Raw genomic sequence first — 21,112 nt, 5'->3', positions numbered from 1 at the left:
GCGCATGTCTGAACGCCGGCTTGCAGAATATCCCGAGGTAATCGGGCATGTCCTGCCTTTGGTTTTCGTGGCCCGCCAGCCCCAGCGTCAGGCCTCAGCTTCAGCGTCCATCATTGCTTCAAAGCTGGCGAGGCAGGCGCCCGCAAGACATGGGGCCATTCATTTGGCCGCGACAGGTGGGCGCGGTGGAATGGGGCAGGCCAGGCGAAACCCCATATGCCCCGTCGTGCTGGCTGGCGTATTGTGGCTGCGCGAATGAACGAAATAGCGCTCACAATAGGACGCGCAGCAAAGATGCGAGCCGCCGCGGATCACCCGGCCCTGGCCTTCAGATGGGCCGCCTGGATTGGCAAGCGGCGGGATCTTTGCCGCGGGCAGGGGGCCGAACCAGTCTGCCACCCACTCCCAGACATTGCCGCTCATATTGTAGAGGCCATATCCGTTGGGCATGTAGCTTTGCGCCGGTGCGGTGCCCGAGTGGCCGTCTGCGGCGCTGTTTTCCATCGGAAAGCTGCCCTGCCAGGTGTTGCAGCGATGGGTGCCGCCGGGCGCAAGCTCATTGCCCCAGGGGAATTTCATGCGCCGCAGCCCACCCCGCGCGGCATGTTCCCATTGCGCCTCGGATGGCAGGGCGGTGCCGGTAAAACGTGCGAAAGCGACCGCATCATCCCAGGAGACATGCACGACCGGATGATCCTCGCGGCCGGCAACCGAGCTGCCGGGGCCCTCGGGATGCGCCCAGTCGGCACCTTTCACCTGACGCCACCATGGCGTGCCGGGCGGCGCGGCAAAGGCACCGGGATCAGACAGGCCGAGGTGAAAGACGAAGGACCAGCCTTCGCGCTCGGCGGTGGTGCGATGGCCGCTTTCGGCGACGAACTGTGCGAATAGCGCGTTGGTGATGCAGGTTGCGCTGATCTGAAAGGGGTCCAGACGGATGCGCCGCCTGGGGCTGTCGAGGTCAGCGGCATAGCGTGATTTCGGGGCCCCCATCTCGGCAAAGCCGCCGGGGATGTCGCGCAGCAGGTCCAGGACAGACTGGCGCAGACTGTCCGAGCAGCCCCCTGCAAGCACTTCGCGGTCAGCGCCTTTGTCAGCGCTTTTGGCTGAGGCCGCCCCCGAAGGCGCGCAGCGACAGGTCATTCAGCGCCACCCTCATCGGGGGCCGCATCAGACTGGCCCTGATCACGATAGACATAGCCTGTCTGTCTGGCCCAGTCATCCAGCGCCTGGCGCATCGGCGCAAAGGCAGGGTGCCCGGTGCCCAGGTTGTTCAGTTGCCAGTAATCATTGCGCAGATCGAAAAGCTGGAAATCCGGGCTCGCGGGATCCGAGGCATAGCGGATGATGCGGTAGTCACCTTTGCGGATCGAAATGCTATTGCCGTAATAAGAGGGGATGACCCGATCAGGATCACGCGCCCCATGCATCATTGGCCGCAGCGAACGCCCGGCATTGGGCGGCGGCGATGTCACTTCGGCGAAATCCATCAGCGTTGGGCCCAGATCCAGCAAGGCCACCGGATCGGTGACAATCTGCCCCTGTGGATCGGAGGGATCGAAAATCACAAAGGGGACATGCAGCGACTGTTCCCACAGCGTGGTTTTGCGAAACAGATTGCGGCTTCCCAGATGGAAACCGTGATCGGAGACCACGGCGACGATGGTATTCTCTGCATGGGCCGAGGACAGCAAGGCCGAAAGAACACGCCCCAGCTGATAATCGCCATGGCTATAGGCCGAGAAGTAATTCCGCACGCTTTTCTGCCAGAAGTCGAGCGAGCGGAATTCTTCAAATTCCGGAATGTTCCTCGATACATAGGGGCTATCGGCGATATAGCCGTCCCATTCGGCAGGCTTTACAAAATTCGCGGCGTTGTAAGCTCTTTTAAAGCGGGCCGGGGTTATATGCGGCCCATGTGGGCTGAAAAATCCGACCTCGCGGAAAAAGGGGCGATCGTCACGATAGGTCTCCAGAAAATCGATCGTGGAATTGGCCACCTGCTGATCGAAGAAGAAGTCATCATCAACCCCATCCACAGTGCCGCGACCGTGACGATGGCCGCCAAAGGGGTGAGAGCGGCGGCGCAACTCTCGCGGCAGGCGCATATCGACATCGAAAGCCTTGCGCTCGTCAGAGTAAAGCGCCCGGTGGTGGGGGCGGGCAAGGGTCGGTTTGTGGTGCACCTTGCCCCCTGATGAGCAAAAATAGCCGCTTTCGCGCAGGGTGTGGATCCAGGAGGTCTCGGCCGGAACATGGTCAAAAAGAAAGGTCGAATTGTCGAGAATACCCAGATCTGACGGCAGCTGAGAGGTCATCATGCTGGCGCGTGACGGGCCGCAGATCGGGGCCTGGCAATAGGCAGACTGAAACACTGTGGCCTGCCTGCAAAGGGCCTCCAGGGTGGGCAGCTGCAGCGGCTCCTGAAAGGCGGTCTTATAGCGCCAGGGCGCGCAGGCATCGTCGAAAGAGACCAGCAGGATGTTCTTTTTGCTCATACGGCGGCCTTTTCTCTGCGCTTTGCACAGAATAGCTGCGCCGCCCCCTGAACATCAAGCTGATGCAACCCGCGGGCGCAAAGGGGGGTCAGCTTTTCCCGATCCAGGGCAGGAAGCGCCGCTCCAGCCAGCGCAGCAGGATCTCAGACGCGGTGGCCAGCGCGGAAATCACCAGGATCCCCGCGATCACCATATCGGTGACCAGGAATTGCGCGGCCGACTGGATCATATAGCCAAGGCCCCGCGTGGCCGCGACCAGCTCAGAGGCGACCAGCGTCGTCCAGCCCGCGCCAAGGGCGATGCGCATGCCCGTAAAGATCGAGGGCAGGGCGGCGGGCAGCATCACCTCGCGGATCAGCTGCGCGCGCGTGGCACCAAAGGTGCGGGCGGCCCGGATCTGATTTTCATTCGCCGCCTTCACCCCCGATACGGTTGAGATCACGATAGGGGCCAGCATGGCGATGCTGATCACCAGCACTTTTGATCCCTCGCCGATCCCGCACCAGATGATGATCAGCGGCAGATAGGCCAGCGGCGGCAGCGGGCGGATGAACTCGACCAGCGGGTCAAGGATGCCGCGCCCGATCCTTGAGGTGGCGATGATCAGGCCAACAGGCACGCCGACCAGCATGGTGAAAAACAGCGCCGCAAAGACCCGCCAGAGGCTTGCGCCCATATGTGCCAGCAAGGTTGCATTGGCATAGCCCTCAAAGGCGACGCGGTTCAGCGCCGCCCAGACCCGCGCGGGCGAGGGCAGAAACACCGGCGAGGCCCAGCCAAGCGCCGAGGCCAGCGCCCAGATCGCAATCAGGCCGCCAATCGTTGCCAGACCCAGCAACAGCCCCCAGGGCAGGCGCAGCTTCACCGGGCGGCTGGGGCGGTCCTGGGCGGGAATGGTTTCGGCGGTGCTGTCGCTCATCACGCGGCTTCCTTTTCATAGATCGCGGCCAGCAGACGCTCGCGGGCGGCGATAAAGCCTGGCTCGGATTTCAGCGCCCTGGGGTCTTCGCCCCGGATAAAACGGCGGCCATAGTCATAATCTTCCTGGAAACTGATGCGTCCGGGCCCAGGCGCCAGAACCACCACCGAGGTCGACAGAAACAGCGCTTCCTCAACCGAATGGGTGATCAGCAGCGCCCCGGTATGGCTTTCATCCCAAAGCTTCAGCAGCAGCTCATGCATGCGGTCGCGGGTCATGGCGTCCAAAGCGCCAAGCGGTTCATCCATCAGGAGAAAATCCGGCCCCGAGGCCAGCGCCCGGGCGATGCCCACCCGCTGGCGCTGCCCTCCGGAAAGCTGCCAGATATGCTTGCCCTCCTGGCCCGCCAGATCGACGGCCTGCAGCCAGTGCCGGGCCGTGGCCTCACGCTCGGCCCGGGGTTTTCCGGCCAGTTTCAGCGGCAGCGCGACGTTATCAACAACGCTGCGCCAGGGGAAAAGCGCGTCATCCTGAAAGACCACGGCGCGGTCTGGGCCGGGGCCGGTGACGGGCCTGCCATCAATGCTGACCTGGCCCGCAGTGGGCCGCAAAAAGCCCGCCGCCAGGTTCATCAGCGAGGTCTTGCCAGAGCCGGATCGCCCGATCACCGAGACGAAATCGCCGCGCGACAGCGACAGCGTCACATCTTTCAGCACCGGCAGCGCCGCTGTCCCAGAGGGCTGACCATAAGAAAGTGACACATGCGAAAGGCTGAGAACTGACATGGCAACCGTGCTTTTGAAACAAATATGGCCCGGCGCAGGGTGCGCCGGGGCCGGGGGTGTATGGCGCAGGCTTATTGCTGCGCGGCGGCGGCAAAGCCTGCATTCACGAAGGCGCTGTAATCCTCTTTCGCGGTGGCAGAGCCCTGCTCCTGCAGGAAGGCTGCGGTGTTTTTGATCGCGGCTGCGGTGGCCCCGCCAAGGAAGGCCTCAGAAGTCTGATCTTTCAGCCCGGCAAAGACATAGCCCTTCAAAAGCGCGGGCACGTCGGCGGCCGGGGCCCCGGTCAGCTCGGCGATCTTTTTCGCCTGCTCGCTGTCCGCGCCCCAGGCAGCCGGATCGGCCAGATAGGCGTCGGTCGCCTGGCCCGTCACTTTGACAAAGGCGGTGACGATTTCGGGGTTTTTCTCGGCATAATCCTTGCGCACAATCCAGGCGTCAAAGGTTGGCCCGCCCCATTCGGCCACATCGGCGCTGTCGGCCAGCACGGTGCCGCCGGTGGTCTTGATCTGGTTCAGCACCGGATCCCAGATATAGGCGCCGTCAATATCGCCACGCTCCCATGCGGCCGCGATCTCTTGCGGGCGCAGGTTCAGCAGGCTGACCTCTGAGGCCGGGATGCCCCAGTGTTCCAGCGCGGTCAGCAGCGAGTAATGCGCGGTCGAGACAAAGGGCGTGGCGATCTTCTTGCCGCGCAGATCCTCGGGCTTCTCAATTCCTTTGACGGCCAGGGCCTCGGCCTCGGCGATATTGCCGACGATATAGATGGTCTCGATCGGCAGATCCTGCGAGGCGGCAGCGGTCAGCGGCGAGGAACCCACATAGCCAATGTCGATCGAGCCCGCGGCAATCGCCGCGATCACATCGGCACCGCCGCCGAACAGATGCCATTCGACATCGGCCCCGGTGGCGCTTTCATAGGTCTTGTCGGCCTGCGGGATGCGCGAGGGCTCGACGATTTGCTGCCAGCCGATGCGCAGGCTTTCGGCGAATGCGGGCAGCGAGACGCCCGCCAGAAGGCCGGCAAGGGTCAGCGTGGTTGTCAGTTTGCGCAGGGTCATGATGGCCTCATCCGTGATCTGAAAGCGGGATCAGGGGCGATCCGGCTGGCCCGAAAACCGGGCGTTTTACAGAGGCCAATCTGGCCGGGATCAGGCTTTTTCTCCATTCTGAAGAAGGGGCCGGCGAAAGCGCACCCTCTCTGCGGGTCGTGCCGGGCAGAGATTATTATTCTCTTTCGTCCTCTGACCCTGCGCCGGACATTGGGCGGGAAAAGGAAAAGGGCCGCCCCGGAGCGTTCCGAAGCGGCCCTTTTTCAGTCTTGCGACCGGTGCGGCGATCAGCCGTTCACCAGATCCTTCAGCGCTTTTGCGATGGTGAATTTCACCTGCTTGTCAGCCGGCTTCGACATGGTTTCGCCGGTTGCCGGGTTGCGGACCATACGCTCGGGGCGCTCTTTGCAGGCAACCTTGCCAAGGCCGGGCAGGGTGACCGAGCCGCCAGCGGTGACTTCTTTCGCCACGATATCGGCGATTGCGTCCAGCGCGGCCGAAGCGGTTTTCTTGTCAGCGCCCATTGCATCGGCAAGTGCTGCCACCAGCTGGGTCTTGGTCATCGGCTTGGACATTGATGTCTCCTGTATTCGTTCAGCATCTGTTCGGTTGGCCTGTCCTGGATCCCCCGGGGTGACGGGCTGCGAACAAAGCGCAGACCATACCCAATCGGGGCCCGGATGCAGGGCTGTGCTCAGTCACCTGGAAAGCGGGGGGAAATCAAGCCCCGGAACAGCGTAAAGCGCCGCTTTCGGCGGATTTTAACGTCAAACGCCTTGTTTTACAGGAAGGCGGTTTCCTCAAAGCTGCGCAGCTTGCGCGAATGGATGCGTTCCACCGGGGTTTCGCGCAACAATTCCATCGCCCGGATGCCGATCTGCAAATGGCGGCTGACCTGGGCGCGGTAGAATTCGGTGGCCATGCCGGGCAGTTTCAGCTCGCCATGCAGGGGCTTGTCAGAGACGCAAAGCAGCGTGCCATAGGGCACCCGAAAGCGGAATCCATTGGCGGCGATGGTGGCCGATTCCATATCGAGGCCCACCGCCCGCGACTGTGACAGGCGACGCACCGGGCCGGATTGGTCGCGCAGCTCCCAGTTGCGGTTGTCGATGGTGGCGACGGTTCCGGTGCGCATGATGCGCTTCAGCTCATAGCCCTCAAGGCGGGTGACCTCTTCGACGGCATCCTCCAGCGCGATCTGGATCTCGGCCAGCGCCGGGATCGGCACCCAGACGGGCAGATCGTCATCCAGCACGTGATCTTCGCGTAAGTAGGCATGCGCGAGGACATAATCCCCCAGCTGCTGGGTGTTGCGCAGCCCGGCGCAATGGCCAACCATCAGCCAGGCATGCGGGCGCAAGACCGCAATATGATCGGTCGCGGTTTTCGCATTCGACGGGCCCACCCCGATATTGACCAGGGTGATCCCGCTGCCATCGGCGCGTTTCAGGTGATAGGTGGGCATCTGCGGCATTTTCGCGGGCAGCCGGATCTCGCCCGTGCCGCTGGTGATCTCCTGGTCGCCCGTGGCCACGAAAGCGGTATAGCCAGAGCCGGGCTGATCCAGCGCTGCGCGGGCAAAGGCCTCGAATTCATCCACGTAGAACTGATAGTTGGTAAAGAGAACGTGGTTCTGGAAATGCACCGGGCTGGTGGCTGTATAATGCGCCAGCCGCGCCAGGCTGTAATCGACGCGCTGGGCGGTAAAGGGCGCCAGAGGCATCGAGCCATCGGCGAAATGCTCCAGCGTGCCATTGACGATGTCATCATTGGTGGTGGCCAGATCGGGCACGTCAAAGACATCGCGCAGCGGGAAATCCAGCTCTCCGGCCTGGGGGATGATCAGATCGGGCTGGCTGGCCACCGCGAAATGCAGCGGGATCGGGGTTGTCGACCAGCCGATGCTGACCGGCACGCCGTGATTGCGGATCAGCAGACCGATCTGTTGGATCAGGTAGTTGCGGAACAGATCAGGCCGGGTGACGGTGGTTGAATAGCTGCCAGGCCGCGCCACATGGCCAAATGACAGGCGGCTGTCGACATTTGAGAAACTGTCGACCACCAGGCGGATCTCAGGATAAAAAGCGCGGATGCGCTGGGCCGGGCGGCCTTGCAGCAGCGCCTCGCGGAAATGGCCGATCAGATGCGCGGTGGCTGCGTCAAAAAGCACATGCAGATGGTCGACGGCCTCGGTTGCATCGGTGAATGTGACGGCGTCCCGGGTATCTGGCAGAAGATGAAGCGACACTTTGGTCCTGACAGGTTGCGGCAGATGGCTGCGGTTACACTATTGGCCGCGAGTAAAGCGCGAAGCCGGGGTGTCAGGCAAGTGAACTCCGTGTAACGGTTGCCAGCAGCGGTGGGGCGCTTGCAGCGGCGGGCGGCTGGGGCGATAGTCGCCGCCATGAAAACGCTACTTTCTTTAGGACATGGCTATTGTGCCCGCGCATTGGCGCAGCGGCTGCTGGCGCAGGGCTGGCAGGTGATCGGCACCACCCGTGATCCGGGCCGGATGGCCGAAATCGCTGCCACCGGGGCCGAGCCTTTGCTTTGGGACACTGACGCGCCCGCAACCCTGCAACCCGCGCTGGCGCGGGCCACATATATAGTGCATTCGGCCAGCCCCACCGCGGCGGGCGATCCGTTTCTGACTGCCTGGCCTGCGATTCGTGAGGCGCGGGCCGAATGGGTGGGCTATCTGTCGACCACCGGGGTTTACGGCGATACCAAAGGCGCCTGGGTTGATGAGGACTCGCCCGTGCTGCCCGCCCGCGCCCGATCCGGCGAGCGGGTGGCGGCCGAGCGTGACTGGCTGGCCACGGGCCTGCCCGTGCATATCTTCCGCCTTGCGGGGATTTATGGGCCTGGGCGCGGGCCGTTTGAGAAGATCAGGAACGGCACGGCGCGGCGGATCATGAAAGAGGGCCAGGTGTTCTCGCGCATCCATGTCGATGACATTGTGCAGGTGCTGCTGGCCTCGATGGCGCGGCCACGGCCCGGGCGGATTTATAATGTCTGCGATGATCTGCCTTCGTCGGCGGCCGAGGTTTTGAGCTTTGCCGCCGGGCTGCTGGGGCTGCCAGAGCCGGAGGCGGTCGATTTCTCTGAGGCGAAGATGGGGCCGCTGGCGCGCAGTTTCTATGAGGAATGCCGGCGGGTCAGGAATACGAGGATCAGAGAGGAGCTGGGGGTGCGGCTGCTATACCCGGATTACCACTCTGGCTTGCGGGGGATCCTTGCGGCTGAGGGCTGAGGGTCTGGTCTGGGGCGGGAGCCTCCGGCGGGGATATTTAAGGACAGATGAAAGCCGCTTTTGAGGGGCAGTTCGGGGGCGGCGATGGCTGTGGTTGCGGATTTCAGTTTTGAGACAGAGGCGCTGGCGTCGGGCGCGGTTTTTGTGGCCGGGGTTGATGAGGTTGGCCGCGGCCCGATTGCCGGGCCGGTGACGGCGGCGGCGGTGCGGCTGGATCCGGGCCGAATCCCGGAAGGTTTGCGCGACAGCAAGGCGATGACACAGGCCGCGCGTGAGCGGCTGGCGGCCTGGCTTTGGGAGAATGCGGCGGTCTGCGTGGCCCATGCGACGGTGGAGGAGATTGATGAGATCAATATTCTTCGCGCCAGCCATCTGGCGATGGAACGTGCCGTGGCGGGACTGGGGCAGGTCGATTTCGCGCTGGTCGATGGCAATCTCTTGCCGCCTGGCCTGAGCTGCCCGGCGCAGGCGCTGGTCAAGGGCGATGCGCGCTGCCAGTCGATTGCGGCGGCCTCAATTGTCGCCAAGGTTGCACGCGACCGGATCATGGTGGATCTGGCGCAACAGTTTCCCGGATATGGCTGGGAGCGCAACGCCGGCTATCCGACTAAGGCGCATCTTGGGGCGCTCCTGGATCTTGGGGTGACCCCCGTGCATAGACGCTCGTTCAGGCCTGTCCACAATATCTTGTATCAAGATAAATCTGTAACCCCTTGATTCAATAAACAATTTGACGGCGAATCACTTCTGACTCATTCTTATCCACAAGACGGCACACAAGAATGGCCGCGGACAGAGGCAGAAAATGGCGATGAAAAGAGCACCGGCGGAGCATGCGCTTCCGCTGAACGAGATCCTTGCGGGTGATTGCATCGAGATCATGGAGAGCCTGCCTGAAGGCTCGGTTGACCTGATTTTTGCAGACCCGCCCTACAATCTTCAGCTGAAAGGCGATCTGCATCGGCCGGATAATTCGAAGGTGGATGCGGTTGACGATCACTGGGATCAGTTCTCCAGCTTTGCCGCCTATGATGATTTCAGCCGTCGCTGGCTGGCGGCCGCGCGTCGGCTGTTGAAGCCCAATGGCGCGATCTGGGTGATCGGTTCTTACCACAACGTCTTCCGTCTGGGGGCCGAGCTGCAAAATCAGGGGTTCTGGATCCTGAACGACGTGGTCTGGCGCAAATCGAACCCGATGCCGAACTTCAAAGGCAAGCGTCTGACCAATGCGCATGAGACGCTGATCTGGGCCTCAAAGGATGAGAAGGCGAAATATACCTTCAACTATGAGGCGCTGAAGGCGCTGAATGAGGGCACGCAGATGCGCTCTGACTGGGTGCTGCCGATCTGCACCGGCCATGAGCGTCTGAAAGACGAGACCGGATCGAAAGCGCATCCGACGCAAAAACCCGAATCGCTGTTGCACCGTGTGCTGCTGGCGACGACCAATCCGGGCGATGTGGTGCTGGATCCCTTCTTTGGCACGGGCACCACGGGTGCGGTTGCAAAGATGCTGGGCCGCGATTTCATCGGCATCGAGCGCGAAGAAAGCTATCGCAAGGCCGCCACCGCGCGGCTGGCGCGGGTGCGCAAGTTCGACGCCTCGGCGCTGGAAGTGACCGGCTCGAAACGGGCCGAGCCGCGGGTGCCCTTTGGCCAGGTGGTCGAGCGTGGCATGCTGCGCCCGGGCGAAGAGCTTTACTCGATCGGCAGCCGTTTCAAGGCGCGGGTGCGCGCTGATGGCACGCTGGTTGGCAATGATGTGAAGGGCTCGATCCACCAGGTCGGGGCGGCGTTTGAACAGGCCCCTTCGTGCAATGGCTGGACATATTGGCACTATCAGCGTGACGGGAAGATGATCCCGATTGACATGCTGCGCCAGCAGATCCGCGCCGAGATGGGCGAAGGCGCCCGTCCGAACTAAGCGCTTTGCTGACAGATTAAGAACGCCAGCGCCCCGGTCCGCCTGGGGCGCCACTTCCCCGCCATGTGACCATGGCGGGGTCTTTTGGATCTGAAATTACTCAGATATTTTTGGCCGCGAAGGCTGCGAATTTCTCCAGCACGCCCCCGAGGAACTTTGCGGTATCGGGTTTCAGATTGCCCGCATCATCGATCAGTGTGTTCACCTGGGCCAGATAGACCTCGGGCTGTTGCAGCGTCGGCATATCCAGGAACACCAGCGACTGGCGCAGATGGTGGTTGGCGCCAAAGCCAGAGATATTGCCCGGCGAGGCCGAGATGATCGCAGCGGGCTTGCCGCCCCAGACGCTGGAGCCATAGGGGCGCGAGCCGACATCCAGCGCGTTTTTCAGCACCGCAGGCACCGAGCGATTGTATTCCTGGGTGACAAAGATCACCGCCTGTTTAGCGGCAATCGCCTGGCGAAAACGGGTCCAGGGCGCGGGCGGTGTGCCTTCATCCAGATCGGGATTGTAGAAAGGCAGATCGCCAATCGGGATGATCTCGGTGGTCATGCCACTGGGGGCGATGGATTGCAGGGCCTTGCCGATGCTGTGGGTATAGGCCCCCTGGCGCAGGCTGCCGACAAGAACGGCGACGTCGAGACTGGACATTTGAAGGATTCCTTCTGTTGATCCCTAGGTCCATTCTTACGCAAAACCGATGATCGGCAAAGGCTTTCAGGGCACAGTCTCTGTGCAGATCGGTAAGAAACCACCCTGCCAAAGCGTCCTAGCCGCGCCCGATATAGGGCATGGCGGTTGCCATGATGGTAACGAAGAGCGTGTTCACCGCAATGGGCTGGTTGGCGATCATCACCACGGCATCGGCAACGTGGCGCAGGTCCATCACCGGCTCTGCCCGGGTGCTGCCATCGGCCTGCAGCATGCCCCTGGGCATATCGGCGGTCATATCGGTCGCGGCATTGCCGATGTCGATCTGGCCAACCGCGATGCCAAGGCTGCGTCCTTCCAGCGCCAGCGCCTTCGTCAGCCCGGTGATCGCATGTTTTGAGGCGGCATAGGCCACCGTATGCGGGCGCGGCACATGCGCCGAGATCGAGCCGTTGTTCAATATCCGCCCGCCCGGCGGATCCTGCGCCAGCATTTGCCGCCAGGCCTCGCGTGCGCAATAGAAGGCGCCGTTCAGGTTGATGGCGATCACGCTGTCCCAGGTTTCGGTGCTGGTTTCGGCAATCGGGGCCTGGCCGCCAAAGGTGCCGGCATTGTTGAAGAGGAAATCAATCCGCCCGAAATGGGCGATCAGCTTTGCGAAAGCGGCGCTGACGGCCTCGGCCTGGCTGAGATCGGCGGGCAGGGCCAGGGCGTTTTGTGGATGTGCCGACAGGGCGATCGTTTCCGCCAGTGCCGCCGCGCGCCGCCCCAGAAGCGCACAGCGATAGCCCGCCGCCAGCAAAGCCAGCGCCACGCCGCGCCCAATCCCTGACCCTGCGCCGGTGATCACGGCGACTGGCATCTTAACCGGCATCTTATCTGTGCTCATAGCCTCAGGCTCCCTTTTGCAGACGATCATTCGGCCTCAGTCATTCGGCCTCGGTGATATCGACGCTGTGCCGCCCCTCTTGCAGACCATCAAGGCGCAGCATGCCGGTGACCGGGGCCACATCGCCATAGTCGCGGCCCATGCCGACATCGATGTGATCTGCGCCGGGGAAACAGGCATTGGTGGGGTCGTAATCGATCCAGCCTGCGAACTCGCCGCCCCAGGCGCGGACCCAGGCATGCATCGCATCGGCCCCGACAAGGCGCGGCTGGCCGGGCGGTGGCTGGGTGCGCAGATAGCCCGCCACATAGGCCGCAGGCACGCCCAGGCTGCGCAGCCCGCCGACCATGATCTGCGCAAAGTCCTGGCAGACGCCGCGCTTTGCGGCAAAGGCCTGGGCCGGAGGGGTGGCGGCATCGGTCACGCCTGCCTCAAAGCCCATGTAATCATGCAGCATCAGGCCCAGTCGCTCGATCAGGGCGCGGGTGCTTGTGCCGGGGTGCGGCTGCAGCGCCCCCGCGGCAAAGCGGCTGATCGCCTCCACCTGGGGAATACGGCGTGAGGGCTGCAGGAAATGCAGGGGCGAGCCGGGCCCGATCATGCGGATCGCGGCCAGCTCTGCCGCCAGCTGGCCTGGATTGGCGGAAAGGTCGGGGGTGGCGATGGGGGCCAGCCGCTCGACCTGGGCCTCAAGGCTCAGATCCAGCCGGGTCAGCCCGGCGGGGATCGCCGCCTCGACCACCGCGGTGCCGAAGAAGTCGGTGAAATGGCCCAGCTCGCCCGGTTCTGGCTGCAGCGTGACAGTCGAGCCGAGCACCCGCTGCCGCCCCGGCAGGCTGGCGGGCAGAATACGGAAATGCTGCCGCCCGGCCCCGCTGGGACGCGCGAATTCATAGCTGATGTCCATGCGCAGATTGTAGATGGTCACCGGAAATACCTTTCCGAGACCAGATCAGAGACCTCGCCCAGCCGCGCTTGCAGGCTGATCAGCATCGCGCTGTCCAGCGCCTCTGGCGTCAGGGTGGCCAGGTCGGTCTGCAGCCGCAAAATCGCCCGGGCGGGCGCGGCAAGGCGGCCATCCTGGCTGGCACCGGGCAGGGTGCGGGCCATTTCCATCATGCCATCCACCTGATGCCGGATCGAGCGCGGGTTCTGCGGATCCAGCGCCAGCAGGTCGATCACCGGGCCGCGCCCGCCGCTCATGGCAAAGCGGCGGCGATAGGTCATCACGGAATCGCCCAGCTCGATGCACATCTCGATGCCGCCGGGATCTGCGTCCGGATCGGCCAGCGCCGCCAGCCAGCCCGCCATTGAAAGCGCCCGTTCCTGCATCCGCCCCAGCGTCAGGAACCGCCAGCCAACCAGGCGATACATATTCTCATGCACCAGCCCCGAGAATCCGGCCAGCTTGCGCAGCAGCGCAGAAAGCGCCTGGGCGGCATCGCTGCCCTCCCAGACCTGGCCCGCCATGCGCCGGGCCGATTTGTCCAGATCCTTCAGCGCCGCCCAGCCATCGGCTGAGAAACGGTCCCGCAGCTGCGCCGCGCTGGAGACGGCGCGGCCGATATTGGCCAGCAGTTCTTCCGGAACGGGCGCGTCCGGGTCGATCCCGGTGCGGGCCAGCAGCGCATTGACCTCGGCCAGCAGCGGCAGCGAGCTGTCACCGCTTTCCGAGATCCGGCCGTGGCGGGCGCGCAAAAGCCGCACCATGGCCTCGGTGCGCTCGACATAGCGGCCCAGCCAGAACAGGTTGTCCGCCGCCCGCGCGGGCAGCTCGTCACTGCGGGCGGTATTGTCGCCCGGGCGCGGGTTCATCAGCGTCTCGCCGCTGACATTGCCGGGCGAGATGATCCAGACATCAGCCGCGGCCCCGCCCCGTTGCATCGCCAGCGCAGCCGGGTCGTTTGAGGCGCCGATGCGGGCGAAACCGCCCTGCATCACCTTCCAGCCCTGGGCGGTTCGCGCCAGATAGACCCGCAGCGACATCGGGCGCGGCGTGATCTTGCCCCCGACCAGCGCGGGCGTGGTCGAAAGCGTCACCGCCTCTTGCGCAACCAGCGTGCCGCTTTCGCGCAGCAGTTTTTCGCGCAGCGCGGCGGGCGACAGGCTGGCGGCGGCCAGCGGGCTGTCCTGGCGGTCATAGGGCAGCCCGGTGCCAAGCGCGGGCGACAGGATCATCTGCTCAGGCGCGGCCATCACGGCGGCGCGTTCGGCCTCGCCGCCGCACCACCAGGTGGCGATATTCGGCAAGGCCAGCTTTTCCCCGGTCAGAAGGGGCGCAAGGCGCGGCAGAAAGGCCATCATCGCCCGCGTTTCCAGCACGCCAGATCCGGGCGGGTTCACCATGCTAAGCCCGCCCTGGCGCAGCACAGAGACAAGGCCGGGCGTGCCAAGACGCGAATCCGGGTCCAGCTCTAACGGGTCGGCGAAACTGCCATCCAGCCTGCGCCAAAGCACATCTATCGGCTGCAGCCCCGATACAGTGCGCAGCATGATGCGGCCATTCTCGACCGTCAGATCCTCGCCCTGGACAAGGCTGATCCCCAGATATCTGGCCAGCCAGGCCTGCTCATACCAGGTTTCATTCCAGGGGCCGGGGGTCAGGATCGCCACCAGCGCGCCGGGGTCATGGCGCATCGCCAGCAGATGATCGCGGAAATCGCGGAAGAAGCCGGCCAGCCTGTGCACCTGCTGGCCGAAAAGGTTTTGGCCCAAAAGCTGGGGGCCAAAGGCGCGGGTGGTGGCGACGCGGGTTTCCAGCGCATAGCCCGCGCCCGAGGGAGCCTCAGTCCGGTCGGCCAGCACCCACCATTGCCCATCCGGGCCGCGCCCGATCTCAAAGGCGACGAAATGCAGATAATGGCCCAGGCGGGGCGTGATCCCGACCATCGGGCGCAGCCATTGCGGGTTTTCCGCCAGCAGGCTGGCGGGCAGATGCCCCTCGGCCACCATGCGGTTCGGGCCGTAAAGATCGGCCATCAGCGCCTCAAGCACATCGGCCCGCTGGATCAGCGCTGCGGAAAGTCGCGTCCAGTCGGACTCATCAATCAGCACCGGCAGATGGCTGAGCGGCCAGGGTCGTTCGACCGAATCCGAGCCGGAATCTGCCGTGCTGTCCTGGCTGCCGGTCGTGCCATATTGGCGGTAAATCACCCCGGAATCGCGCAGATAGAGGTCGGCGCGGTCGATGGCGCGGTTCAGATCTGTGCTGCTCATTGCGCCCAGATGGTCCAGCAGCGGCTGCCAGAGCGGGCGAACCTGCCCGTTCTTCCCGATCCCGTCCTTCCCGATCAGCTCATCCGGGATGCCGGGCAGGGCGCGGTACTCCGCCAGACCGAAATCGTGGCGGGGTTCGGGTTCGGCCGGGCAAGACGGATCACCATTCATGGGCCGACTAGATGCCGATGGGGCGTCTCAGGTCAAGGGTCAGCGGGAATTCCGGGTGCCACGTTTCAGATGCCGGCTGCCAGGGCGCGCCCCCGGCATTGCCCACCCCGCCTGACGGCTGGAACCGCGCGAGGCGCCGCGCCTCGGCCTCATTTCCGTTCACCGGGAAGGTGTCGTAATTGCGCCCGCCGGGATGGGCGACATGATAGGTGCAGCCGCCCAGACTGCGGCCCGACCAGCGGTCATAAAGGTCAAAGGCCAGCGGGGCCTGGGATTTCAGACGCGGATGGATCGCCAGCGCGGGCTCCCAGGCTTTGAAACGCACCCCCGCCACTGCCGCACCCCCGCCGATGGCCGTCATCGGCAGTTCGCGCCCGTTGCAGGTGACGATATAGCGCGAGGGGTCGGCGGTGGTCAGTTTAACCTGCAGCCGCTCGGTCGAGCTGTCGGTGTAACGCGCCGTGCCGCCGATGGCCCCGGTCTCGCCCAGCACATGCCAGGGCTCCAGCGCCTGGCGGATTTCGATGTGATTGCCCTCATATTCGGCCTCGCCGCAGAAGGGGAAGCGGAACTCTGCCTGCGCTTTGAACCATTCTTCCTTCAGGTCGAACCCGTGGCTCCGCAGGTCGGCCAGCACGTCGCGGAAATCCTCCCAGACGAAATGCGGCAGCATGAAACGGTCATGAAGCGCCGTGCCCCAGCGGGTCAGCGGGCCAGAGGCGGGGGCCTTCCAGAAGCGTGCGATAAGCGCCCGGATCAGCAGTTGTTGTGCCAGCGACATCCGCGCATCGGGCGGCATCTCGAACCCGCGGAATTCGACCAGGCCGAGGCGCCCGGTTGGGCCGTCGGGGGAATATAGCTTGTCGATGCAGATCTCGGCGCGGTGGGTGTTGCCGGTGACATCGGTCAGCATGTTGCGCAAAAGACGGTCGGTCAGCCAGGGCAGCGGGGCCTCGCCTTCGCCCCCCAATTCCGGCGGCGCGGGGATCTGCGACAGCGCGATTTCCATCTCATAAAGCGCGTCATGGCGGGCCTCGTCGATCCGGGGGGCCTGGCTGGTCGGGCCGATGAACAGGCCAGAGAACAGGTAGGACAGAGACGGATGCCGGTTCCAGTGCAGGATCAGCGAGCGCAAAAGATCAGGCCGGCGCAGGAAGGGGCTGTCGAGCGTGGTCGCACCGCCCACCACCACATGATTGCCGCCCCCCGTTCCGGTATGTTTGCCGTCGATCATGAATTTTTCAGCGCAAAGACGGCTTTGGCGGGCGTCTTCATAGACGCCATTGGTAATGGCGACGCAGTCCTCCCACGATGTCGCGGGATGGATATTCACCTCGATCACGCCGGGGTCAGGTGCGACGCGGATCACGTTCATCCTGGGGTCATGCGGGGGCTGATAGCCCTCAATATGCACCTTCACGCCCAGCTTTGCCGCTGCGGCCTCGGTGGCGGACAGCAGATCAAGGTAATCCTCCAGCCGTACCACCGGGGGCATAAAGACCGAAAGCCGCCCATTGCGCGGCTCGACCGAAAGCGCGGTGCGCACTGCGCCGCCAAGGTCAGAGCCTGCGATCTGTTCGGTGATCTGCTGCCCCTCGGTCGCGGCGGTGAAGGTGGCGCGGGCCTGTTCGGGCGCGGGGCGCTTTTCGGGCAGGGGCAGCGGGGGGCGCGGCTCGGTCGGGTCGGCGGGGTTCAGATAGGGGTATTGTGCTGCTGAAAGATGCGGCAGGCTGCCCAGCGGCAGGCGGTATCCGACCGGGCTGTCGCCCGGCGTCAGAAACACTTTGCCCCGGCGCAGCGACCAGAGTTCCGACACCCATTTCTGCCCGCTGGCGCGGCCCTGCCAGGGCTGGACCGGCAGCACATAGCCGACAGGCTCGGTCAGCCCGCGCGAGAAGACCTGCGCAATGCGGTGCCGCGCCTCGGGGTCTTTCAGCTTCGGGTTCTCAGGCGTGACATTTTCGGGAAGCTGCGCCTCTTTCACCAGCCATTCGGCGGGGTCTTCATAGGCGGGCAGGATGTGGGATTGCGGCAGGTCAAGCTGCACCGCGATCTCAGAGAGCAGCGCCGCCGCCTGATCCGCTGTAGCACCCTGATCGACGCCTTCGGGTGCGATAAGATCGGCGTTTTGCCAGACCGGATGCCCGTCGCGCCGCCAGTAAAGCGAGAAGGTCCAGCGCGGCAGCGTCTCGCCCGGATACCATTTGCCCTGGCCGTAATGCAGGAAACCGCCCGGCGCGAAACGGTCACGCAAACGGCGCACCAGCTGATCGGCCAGCGCCCGTTTTTGCGGGCCGACGGCTTCGGAATTCCATTCCGGGCTTTCAAAATCGTCGATGGACACAAAAGTCGGCTCGCCGCCCATGGTCAGGCGCACATCCCCGGCCTCCAGCGCCTGATCGACGCGGGCGCCGAGGGCGTTCAGCTCATCCCAGGCCGCATCGGAAAAGGGTTTGGTGATGCGCGGATGCTCGGCGATCCGGGTCACGCGCATGTCGAAATCAAAGCTGACATTGGCCTGGCCGGTGAAACCGCCGGAAATCGGCGCGGCATTGCGGTAATGTGGCGTCGCGGACAGCGGGATATGGCTTTCGCCGGCCAAAAGCCCCGAGGTCGGGTCCAGCCCGATCCAGCCCGCGCCGGGCAGGTAAACCTCACACCAGGCATGGAGGTCGGTGAAATCGACCTCGGTCCCCGAAGGGCCATCCAGCGCCTTCAGATCCGGTTTCAGCTGGATCAGATAGCCCGAGACAAAGCGCGCCGCGAACCCCAGATGCCGCAGCAGATTGACCAGCAGCCAGGAGCTGTCACGGCACGAGCCTGAGGCCAGCTGCAGCGTCTGCGCAGGCGTCTGGACGCCCGGCTCCATCCGGATCAGATAGTTGATTTCATTCGAGATCCGCGCATTCAGGCCAACGATGAAATCAACGGTGCGTGTGGGCGCGCGGCTGACCGAGGCCAGCAGCGCGTCGAATGCCTCACCCTGGGGTTCGACCTGGCGGTAGATCGACAGATCCTGGATCAGGTCTTCGGGATAGGTGAAGGGGAAGGTCTCGGCGCTTTCCTCGACGAAGAAGTCGAAGGGGTTGTAGACGGTCATATCGGCGACCAGATCGACCTCTATCTTCAGCTCTCGCACGGGTTCGGGAAAGACGAAACGGGACAGCCAGTTGCCATAGGGGTCTTGCTGGTGGTTTACGAAATGGCCGCCGGGGCTGACCTTCAGCGTGTGACTGATCACCCTTGTGCGGCTGTGCGGGGCGGGGCGCAGCCGGATCACCTGGGGGCCCAGCAGCACCGGCTGATCATAGATGTAATGGGTCAGGTGGTGGATGGCAGCCTTGATCGACATCGGTAATTCCTGCTTGCAACGGGCCTGCTGCTGACCAGGAAGCGCCTAAACCCCCGGCCCAGAGCCCCAGAGTTTCGGGGGAATCCGGGCCGGGCAAGGGCTAAATGCAATCGCTTCGCGCAGATGATGCAAATCCGGGCATGCTCTGCCCATGAAACGGGCAGAAATCCCGCGCCTATCCGTCTGCGGTTGATTCCGGCGGCGGCAATGCGCGGTCTGGCTGTTGCCGGCGCTCTTCATCCTCGCGGATTTCACGCTGCCATTCGCGCCAGATCGACATCAAGAGCGCCATCAGCACCGGGCCGACAAACAGCCCGACAATGCCCATGGTTTTCACACCGCCAATCAGCCCGAAAAACGTCGGCAGGAAGGGCAGCCGCACCGGGCCGCCAACCAGCATCGGGCGGATGGTCTTGTCGACGATGAACAGCTCGACCGTGCCCCAGACGAACAGTGCCAGGCCCGCCCAGGGCGAGCCAGACACCGCCAGATACAATGAGGCCAGCGTGAAGGACAAAGGCGCACCGCCCGGGATCAGCGCCATGACGGCGGTGATGACGGCGAAGGTGACCGGAGAGGGCAGGCCCGCAAAGTAATAGGCGATGCCGAGCACGACACCCTCGCCGATCGCAATCAGCGTCATGCCGGTTACCGTGGCCGAGATGGTGGCGGGCGCAATGCGTGACAGGCGGGTCCAGCGCTCGGGCAGGATCCGCTGGCCGACGCGGTCGATCTGTTCCACCACCCGGTCGCCGTCGCGGTAGAACACGAACAGCGCGATCAGCATGAAGATCAGGTTCAGGAACAGGTGGAAGGCGCTGGATCCGGCCGAAAGCACGCCGCGATAGATCGAGCCGATATTCTCACCCGAAATCAGCTGTACCAACTCGCCCAGGCCGCCAGGATGGCCCAGCGTTGCGTGCCATTTCTGCTCGATCCAGGGGCCGATCTGCGGCAGCTCGATCAGCCAGTGCGGCGGCGGGGTGCCGGTGGTGTTGATACGGAACCCCCAGGAGATCCATTCGCGCAGTTCATGGAAGGCGTAGAACAGCGCCGCCAGGATTGGCAGAACCAGAAAACAGACCAACACCAGAACCAGCAGCGAGGCGGTCAGCGTCCGCCCCAGTTTCGGCAGCGAGCGCTCGCGCAGCGGCCAGCTGGCCACCGCGATAACGGTTGCAGCCAGCACGGGCACGGCAAAGCCGTAGAAAAAGTAAACCGAGGCCGCCAGGATCGCCAGCAACAGCCAGCGTGCTGCCGAAATATCGGTGATCAGCGGCCGTCGAAAACCGTGACGGGCCTCTTGTCCATGGATCAGATCCTTGCGGGGCGGGGGCGCTGATGGTGCGGCAGATGAGGTTGCGGCCATGATCCATTCTTTTCCGTTTGCCCCGCATAGTCACCCCTGGCGGGCGCTATGTCGAGACTTCGGCGAACAAGATCTCTGATCCGTGATGGATTGGCACGGTGTAAACTGTTGTCCGGGCGGTGCTATTGGTGGATTTGGCTGTGGTTCGGCCGTTCTTTCGGTGCCCCGTTTCAGCTCCCGCTCTCAGCGCCCGTCCTTAGCGCCCCGTCCTGGACAGCACTGCGCCAATGGTCAGGAAAATGATGCGTATATCGGCAAAGAGGCTGCAGCTGGCCTGATATTTAAGATCAAGGGCCACCCGCTCGGCATAGCTCAGATCATTGCGGCCACTGACCTGCCACAGCCCGGTCAGCCCGGGCAGCATGGCTTTGTAATTGCCCATTGCCTCGCCATAAAGCGGCAGTTCTTTGCGGGTCACCGGGCGCGGGCCGACAAGGCTCATCTCACCTTTCAGGATGTTCCAGATCTGCGGCAGCTCATCCAGGCTGGATTTTCGCAGAAACCTGCCAAAACGGGTGATCCTGGGGTCATTTTCCAGTTTGAAGTTCAGCTCCCATTCGCGGCGGGCACCGGGATTGTCGCGCAGATGCAGGCGCAGCACCGCCTCTGCGCTGGGGATCATCGAGCGCAGCTTCCAGCAGCGAAACTCGCGCCCGTTTCGTCCGATTCTGACATGGCCGAAAAAGGGTGCCCCCCCGTCACGCATGACCAGAACAGCAAGTATCGCAATCAAAGGCAGCAAAAGCGGAAGTGCCAGGGCGACACATATCAAATCGAACAGCCGCTTGCCAAAGGTCAGGTAAAGGCTGCGGGCCTGCCGGGATCTGGCGAAAGGGGCAGCCGTGCCGCCCTTGTCGTCCGAGAGAATGAAGGATTCTAAATCGTGTTTCATGACCTGACGGATCTGATTTCAAGGCATGGGCCACGAAACGGTCATCGCATGAGTACACGTTTAAATTGCAGCGCAGCTGCGACCCGAAGAGGCAGCATGCATAGCTGCATCCATGGGCGCGCGGGGCCCGCGAGAAGATCACT

At 63.8% G+C, this 21,112-nt stretch carries 17 protein-coding genes; 3 read left to right on the top strand and 14 right to left on the bottom strand.

The annotated features are described in order from the left end of the window. Positions 1-159: 159 nt before the first annotated feature. From HOY34_RS03875 to HOY34_RS03845, 7 genes are all read right to left on the bottom strand, one after another. Entirely contained in the window at positions 160-1,143 is a 984-nt protein-coding gene (locus HOY34_RS03875) for a formylglycine-generating enzyme family protein (protein ID WP_172359995.1), read from the bottom strand. Then, the gene (locus HOY34_RS03870; RefSeq protein WP_172359994.1) at positions 1,140-2,498 is read right to left on the bottom strand and encodes a sulfatase-like hydrolase/transferase; all 1,359 of its coding nucleotides are present in this window, start codon (positions 2,496-2,498) and stop codon (positions 1,140-1,142) included. The genes HOY34_RS03875 and HOY34_RS03870 overlap by 4 nt, the downstream gene beginning before the upstream one ends. Positions 2,499-2,586: 88 nt before the next feature. Further along, complete coding sequence (locus HOY34_RS03865; protein WP_172359993.1) at positions 2,587-3,417, bottom strand: ABC transporter permease subunit; 831 nt, start codon at positions 3,415-3,417, stop codon at positions 2,587-2,589. Further along, positions 3,417-4,202, bottom strand: coding sequence for a taurine ABC transporter ATP-binding protein (locus HOY34_RS03860; protein ID WP_172359992.1), 786 nt, complete (start codon positions 4,200-4,202; stop codon positions 3,417-3,419). Before HOY34_RS03860 ends, HOY34_RS03865 begins: the two co-directional genes overlap by 1 nt. A 71-nt stretch (positions 4,203-4,273) precedes the next feature. Next, on the bottom strand, positions 4,274-5,260 hold the full coding sequence (gene tauA / locus HOY34_RS03855) for a taurine ABC transporter substrate-binding protein (protein ID WP_172359991.1): 987 nt from the start codon (positions 5,258-5,260) through the stop codon (positions 4,274-4,276). A gap of 278 nt (positions 5,261-5,538) precedes the next feature. Next, positions 5,539-5,826, bottom strand: coding sequence for an HU family DNA-binding protein (locus HOY34_RS03850; protein WP_172359990.1), 288 nt, complete (start codon positions 5,824-5,826; stop codon positions 5,539-5,541). A gap of 206 nt (positions 5,827-6,032) precedes the next feature. Beyond that, positions 6,033-7,499 carry an AMP nucleosidase gene (locus tag HOY34_RS03845; RefSeq protein ID WP_172359989.1) on the bottom strand — a complete coding sequence of 489 codons (1,467 nt, stop codon included), beginning with the start codon at positions 7,497-7,499 and terminating at the stop codon, positions 6,033-6,035. 156 nt (positions 7,500-7,655) lie between these two features. Between HOY34_RS03845 and HOY34_RS03840 the strand changes: the two genes are divergently transcribed. The 3 genes from HOY34_RS03840 to HOY34_RS03830 all read left to right on the top strand — a co-directional run bounded on the left by HOY34_RS03840 (position 7,656) and on the right by HOY34_RS03830 (position 10,428). Continuing rightward, on the top strand, positions 7,656-8,504 hold the full coding sequence (locus HOY34_RS03840) for an SDR family oxidoreductase (RefSeq protein WP_172359988.1): 849 nt from the start codon (positions 7,656-7,658) through the stop codon (positions 8,502-8,504). 84 nt (positions 8,505-8,588) lie between these two features. Next, positions 8,589-9,221: a ribonuclease HII gene (rnhB, locus tag HOY34_RS03835; protein WP_172359987.1), complete on the top strand. Its 633-nt coding sequence runs from the start codon at positions 8,589-8,591 to the stop codon at positions 9,219-9,221. A gap of 88 nt (positions 9,222-9,309) precedes the next feature. Further along, entirely contained in the window at positions 9,310-10,428 is a 1,119-nt protein-coding gene (locus HOY34_RS03830; RefSeq protein ID WP_172359986.1) for a site-specific DNA-methyltransferase, read from the top strand. Positions 10,429-10,528: 100 nt separating this feature from the next. On the opposite strand, the gene HOY34_RS03825 is transcribed toward HOY34_RS03830, so the two are convergent. The 7 genes from HOY34_RS03825 to HOY34_RS03795 all read right to left on the bottom strand — a co-directional run bounded on the left by HOY34_RS03825 (position 10,529) and on the right by HOY34_RS03795 (position 20,969). Next, complete coding sequence (locus HOY34_RS03825) at positions 10,529-11,080, bottom strand: NADPH-dependent FMN reductase (protein ID WP_172359985.1); 552 nt, start codon at positions 11,078-11,080, stop codon at positions 10,529-10,531. 118 nt (positions 11,081-11,198) lie between these two features. Next, a complete protein-coding gene (locus HOY34_RS03820) occupies positions 11,199-11,969 on the bottom strand; it encodes an SDR family oxidoreductase (protein WP_253944160.1) in 771 nt (256 codons plus the stop codon). A gap of 40 nt (positions 11,970-12,009) precedes the next feature. Continuing rightward, the gene (locus HOY34_RS03815; RefSeq protein ID WP_366926906.1) at positions 12,010-12,897 is read right to left on the bottom strand and encodes a transglutaminase family protein; all 888 of its coding nucleotides are present in this window, start codon (positions 12,895-12,897) and stop codon (positions 12,010-12,012) included. Then, positions 12,894-15,356: a circularly permuted type 2 ATP-grasp protein gene (locus HOY34_RS03810; RefSeq protein ID WP_172359984.1), complete on the bottom strand. Its 2,463-nt coding sequence runs from the start codon at positions 15,354-15,356 to the stop codon at positions 12,894-12,896. Before HOY34_RS03810 ends, HOY34_RS03815 begins: the two co-directional genes overlap by 4 nt. A 7-nt stretch (positions 15,357-15,363) precedes the next feature. Next, positions 15,364-18,708 carry a transglutaminase family protein gene (locus tag HOY34_RS03805; protein ID WP_172359983.1) on the bottom strand — a complete coding sequence of 1,115 codons (3,345 nt, stop codon included), beginning with the start codon at positions 18,706-18,708 and terminating at the stop codon, positions 15,364-15,366. Between the two features lie 175 nt (positions 18,709-18,883). Further along, positions 18,884-20,077 carry an AI-2E family transporter gene (locus tag HOY34_RS03800; protein ID WP_172359982.1) on the bottom strand — a complete coding sequence of 398 codons (1,194 nt, stop codon included), beginning with the start codon at positions 20,075-20,077 and terminating at the stop codon, positions 18,884-18,886. A gap of 196 nt (positions 20,078-20,273) precedes the next feature. Continuing rightward, entirely contained in the window at positions 20,274-20,969 is a 696-nt protein-coding gene (locus HOY34_RS03795) for a sugar transferase (protein WP_172359981.1), read from the bottom strand. Positions 20,970-21,112 lie beyond the last annotated feature (143 nt).

This window comes from Pseudogemmobacter hezensis, assembly GCF_013155295.1.
GTDB lineage: Bacteria > Pseudomonadota > Alphaproteobacteria > Rhodobacterales > Rhodobacteraceae > Pseudogemmobacter > Pseudogemmobacter hezensis.
The sequence above is the reverse complement of the archived record's forward strand: the minus strand, read 5'-3'. Positions and strand labels throughout refer to the sequence as shown.

Excerpts from the sequence above, each read along its gene's own strand:
- HOY34_RS03875 (WP_172359995.1), bottom strand. The coding sequence starts at position 1,143 with ATGACCTGTCGCTGCGCGCCTTCGGGGGCGGCCTCAGCCAAAAGCGCT.
- HOY34_RS03870 (WP_172359994.1), bottom strand. The coding sequence starts at position 2,498 with ATGAGCAAAAAGAACATCCTGCTGGTCTCTTTCGACGATGCCTGCGCG.
- HOY34_RS03865 (WP_172359993.1), bottom strand. The coding sequence starts at position 3,417 with ATGAGCGACAGCACCGCCGAAACCATTCCCGCCCAGGACCGCCCCAGC.
- HOY34_RS03860 (WP_172359992.1), bottom strand. The coding sequence starts at position 4,202 with ATGTCAGTTCTCAGCCTTTCGCATGTGTCACTTTCTTATGGTCAGCCC.
- tauA (WP_172359991.1), bottom strand. The coding sequence starts at position 5,260 with ATGACCCTGCGCAAACTGACAACCACGCTGACCCTTGCCGGCCTTCTG.
- HOY34_RS03850 (WP_172359990.1), bottom strand. The coding sequence starts at position 5,826 with ATGTCCAAGCCGATGACCAAGACCCAGCTGGTGGCAGCACTTGCCGAT.
- HOY34_RS03840 (WP_172359988.1), top strand. The coding sequence starts at position 7,656 with ATGAAAACGCTACTTTCTTTAGGACATGGCTATTGTGCCCGCGCATTG.
- rnhB (WP_172359987.1), top strand. The coding sequence starts at position 8,589 with ATGGCTGTGGTTGCGGATTTCAGTTTTGAGACAGAGGCGCTGGCGTCG.
- HOY34_RS03830 (WP_172359986.1), top strand. The coding sequence starts at position 9,310 with ATGGCGATGAAAAGAGCACCGGCGGAGCATGCGCTTCCGCTGAACGAG.
- HOY34_RS03825 (WP_172359985.1), bottom strand. The coding sequence starts at position 11,080 with ATGTCCAGTCTCGACGTCGCCGTTCTTGTCGGCAGCCTGCGCCAGGGG.
- HOY34_RS03820 (WP_253944160.1), bottom strand. The coding sequence starts at position 11,969 with ATGAGCACAGATAAGATGCCGGTTAAGATGCCAGTCGCCGTGATCACC.
- HOY34_RS03810 (WP_172359984.1), bottom strand. The coding sequence starts at position 15,356 with ATGAATGGTGATCCGTCTTGCCCGGCCGAACCCGAACCCCGCCACGAT.
- HOY34_RS03805 (WP_172359983.1), bottom strand. The coding sequence starts at position 18,708 with ATGTCGATCAAGGCTGCCATCCACCACCTGACCCATTACATCTATGAT.
- HOY34_RS03800 (WP_172359982.1), bottom strand. The coding sequence starts at position 20,077 with ATGGCCGCAACCTCATCTGCCGCACCATCAGCGCCCCCGCCCCGCAAG.
- HOY34_RS03795 (WP_172359981.1), bottom strand. The coding sequence starts at position 20,969 with ATGAAACACGATTTAGAATCCTTCATTCTCTCGGACGACAAGGGCGGC.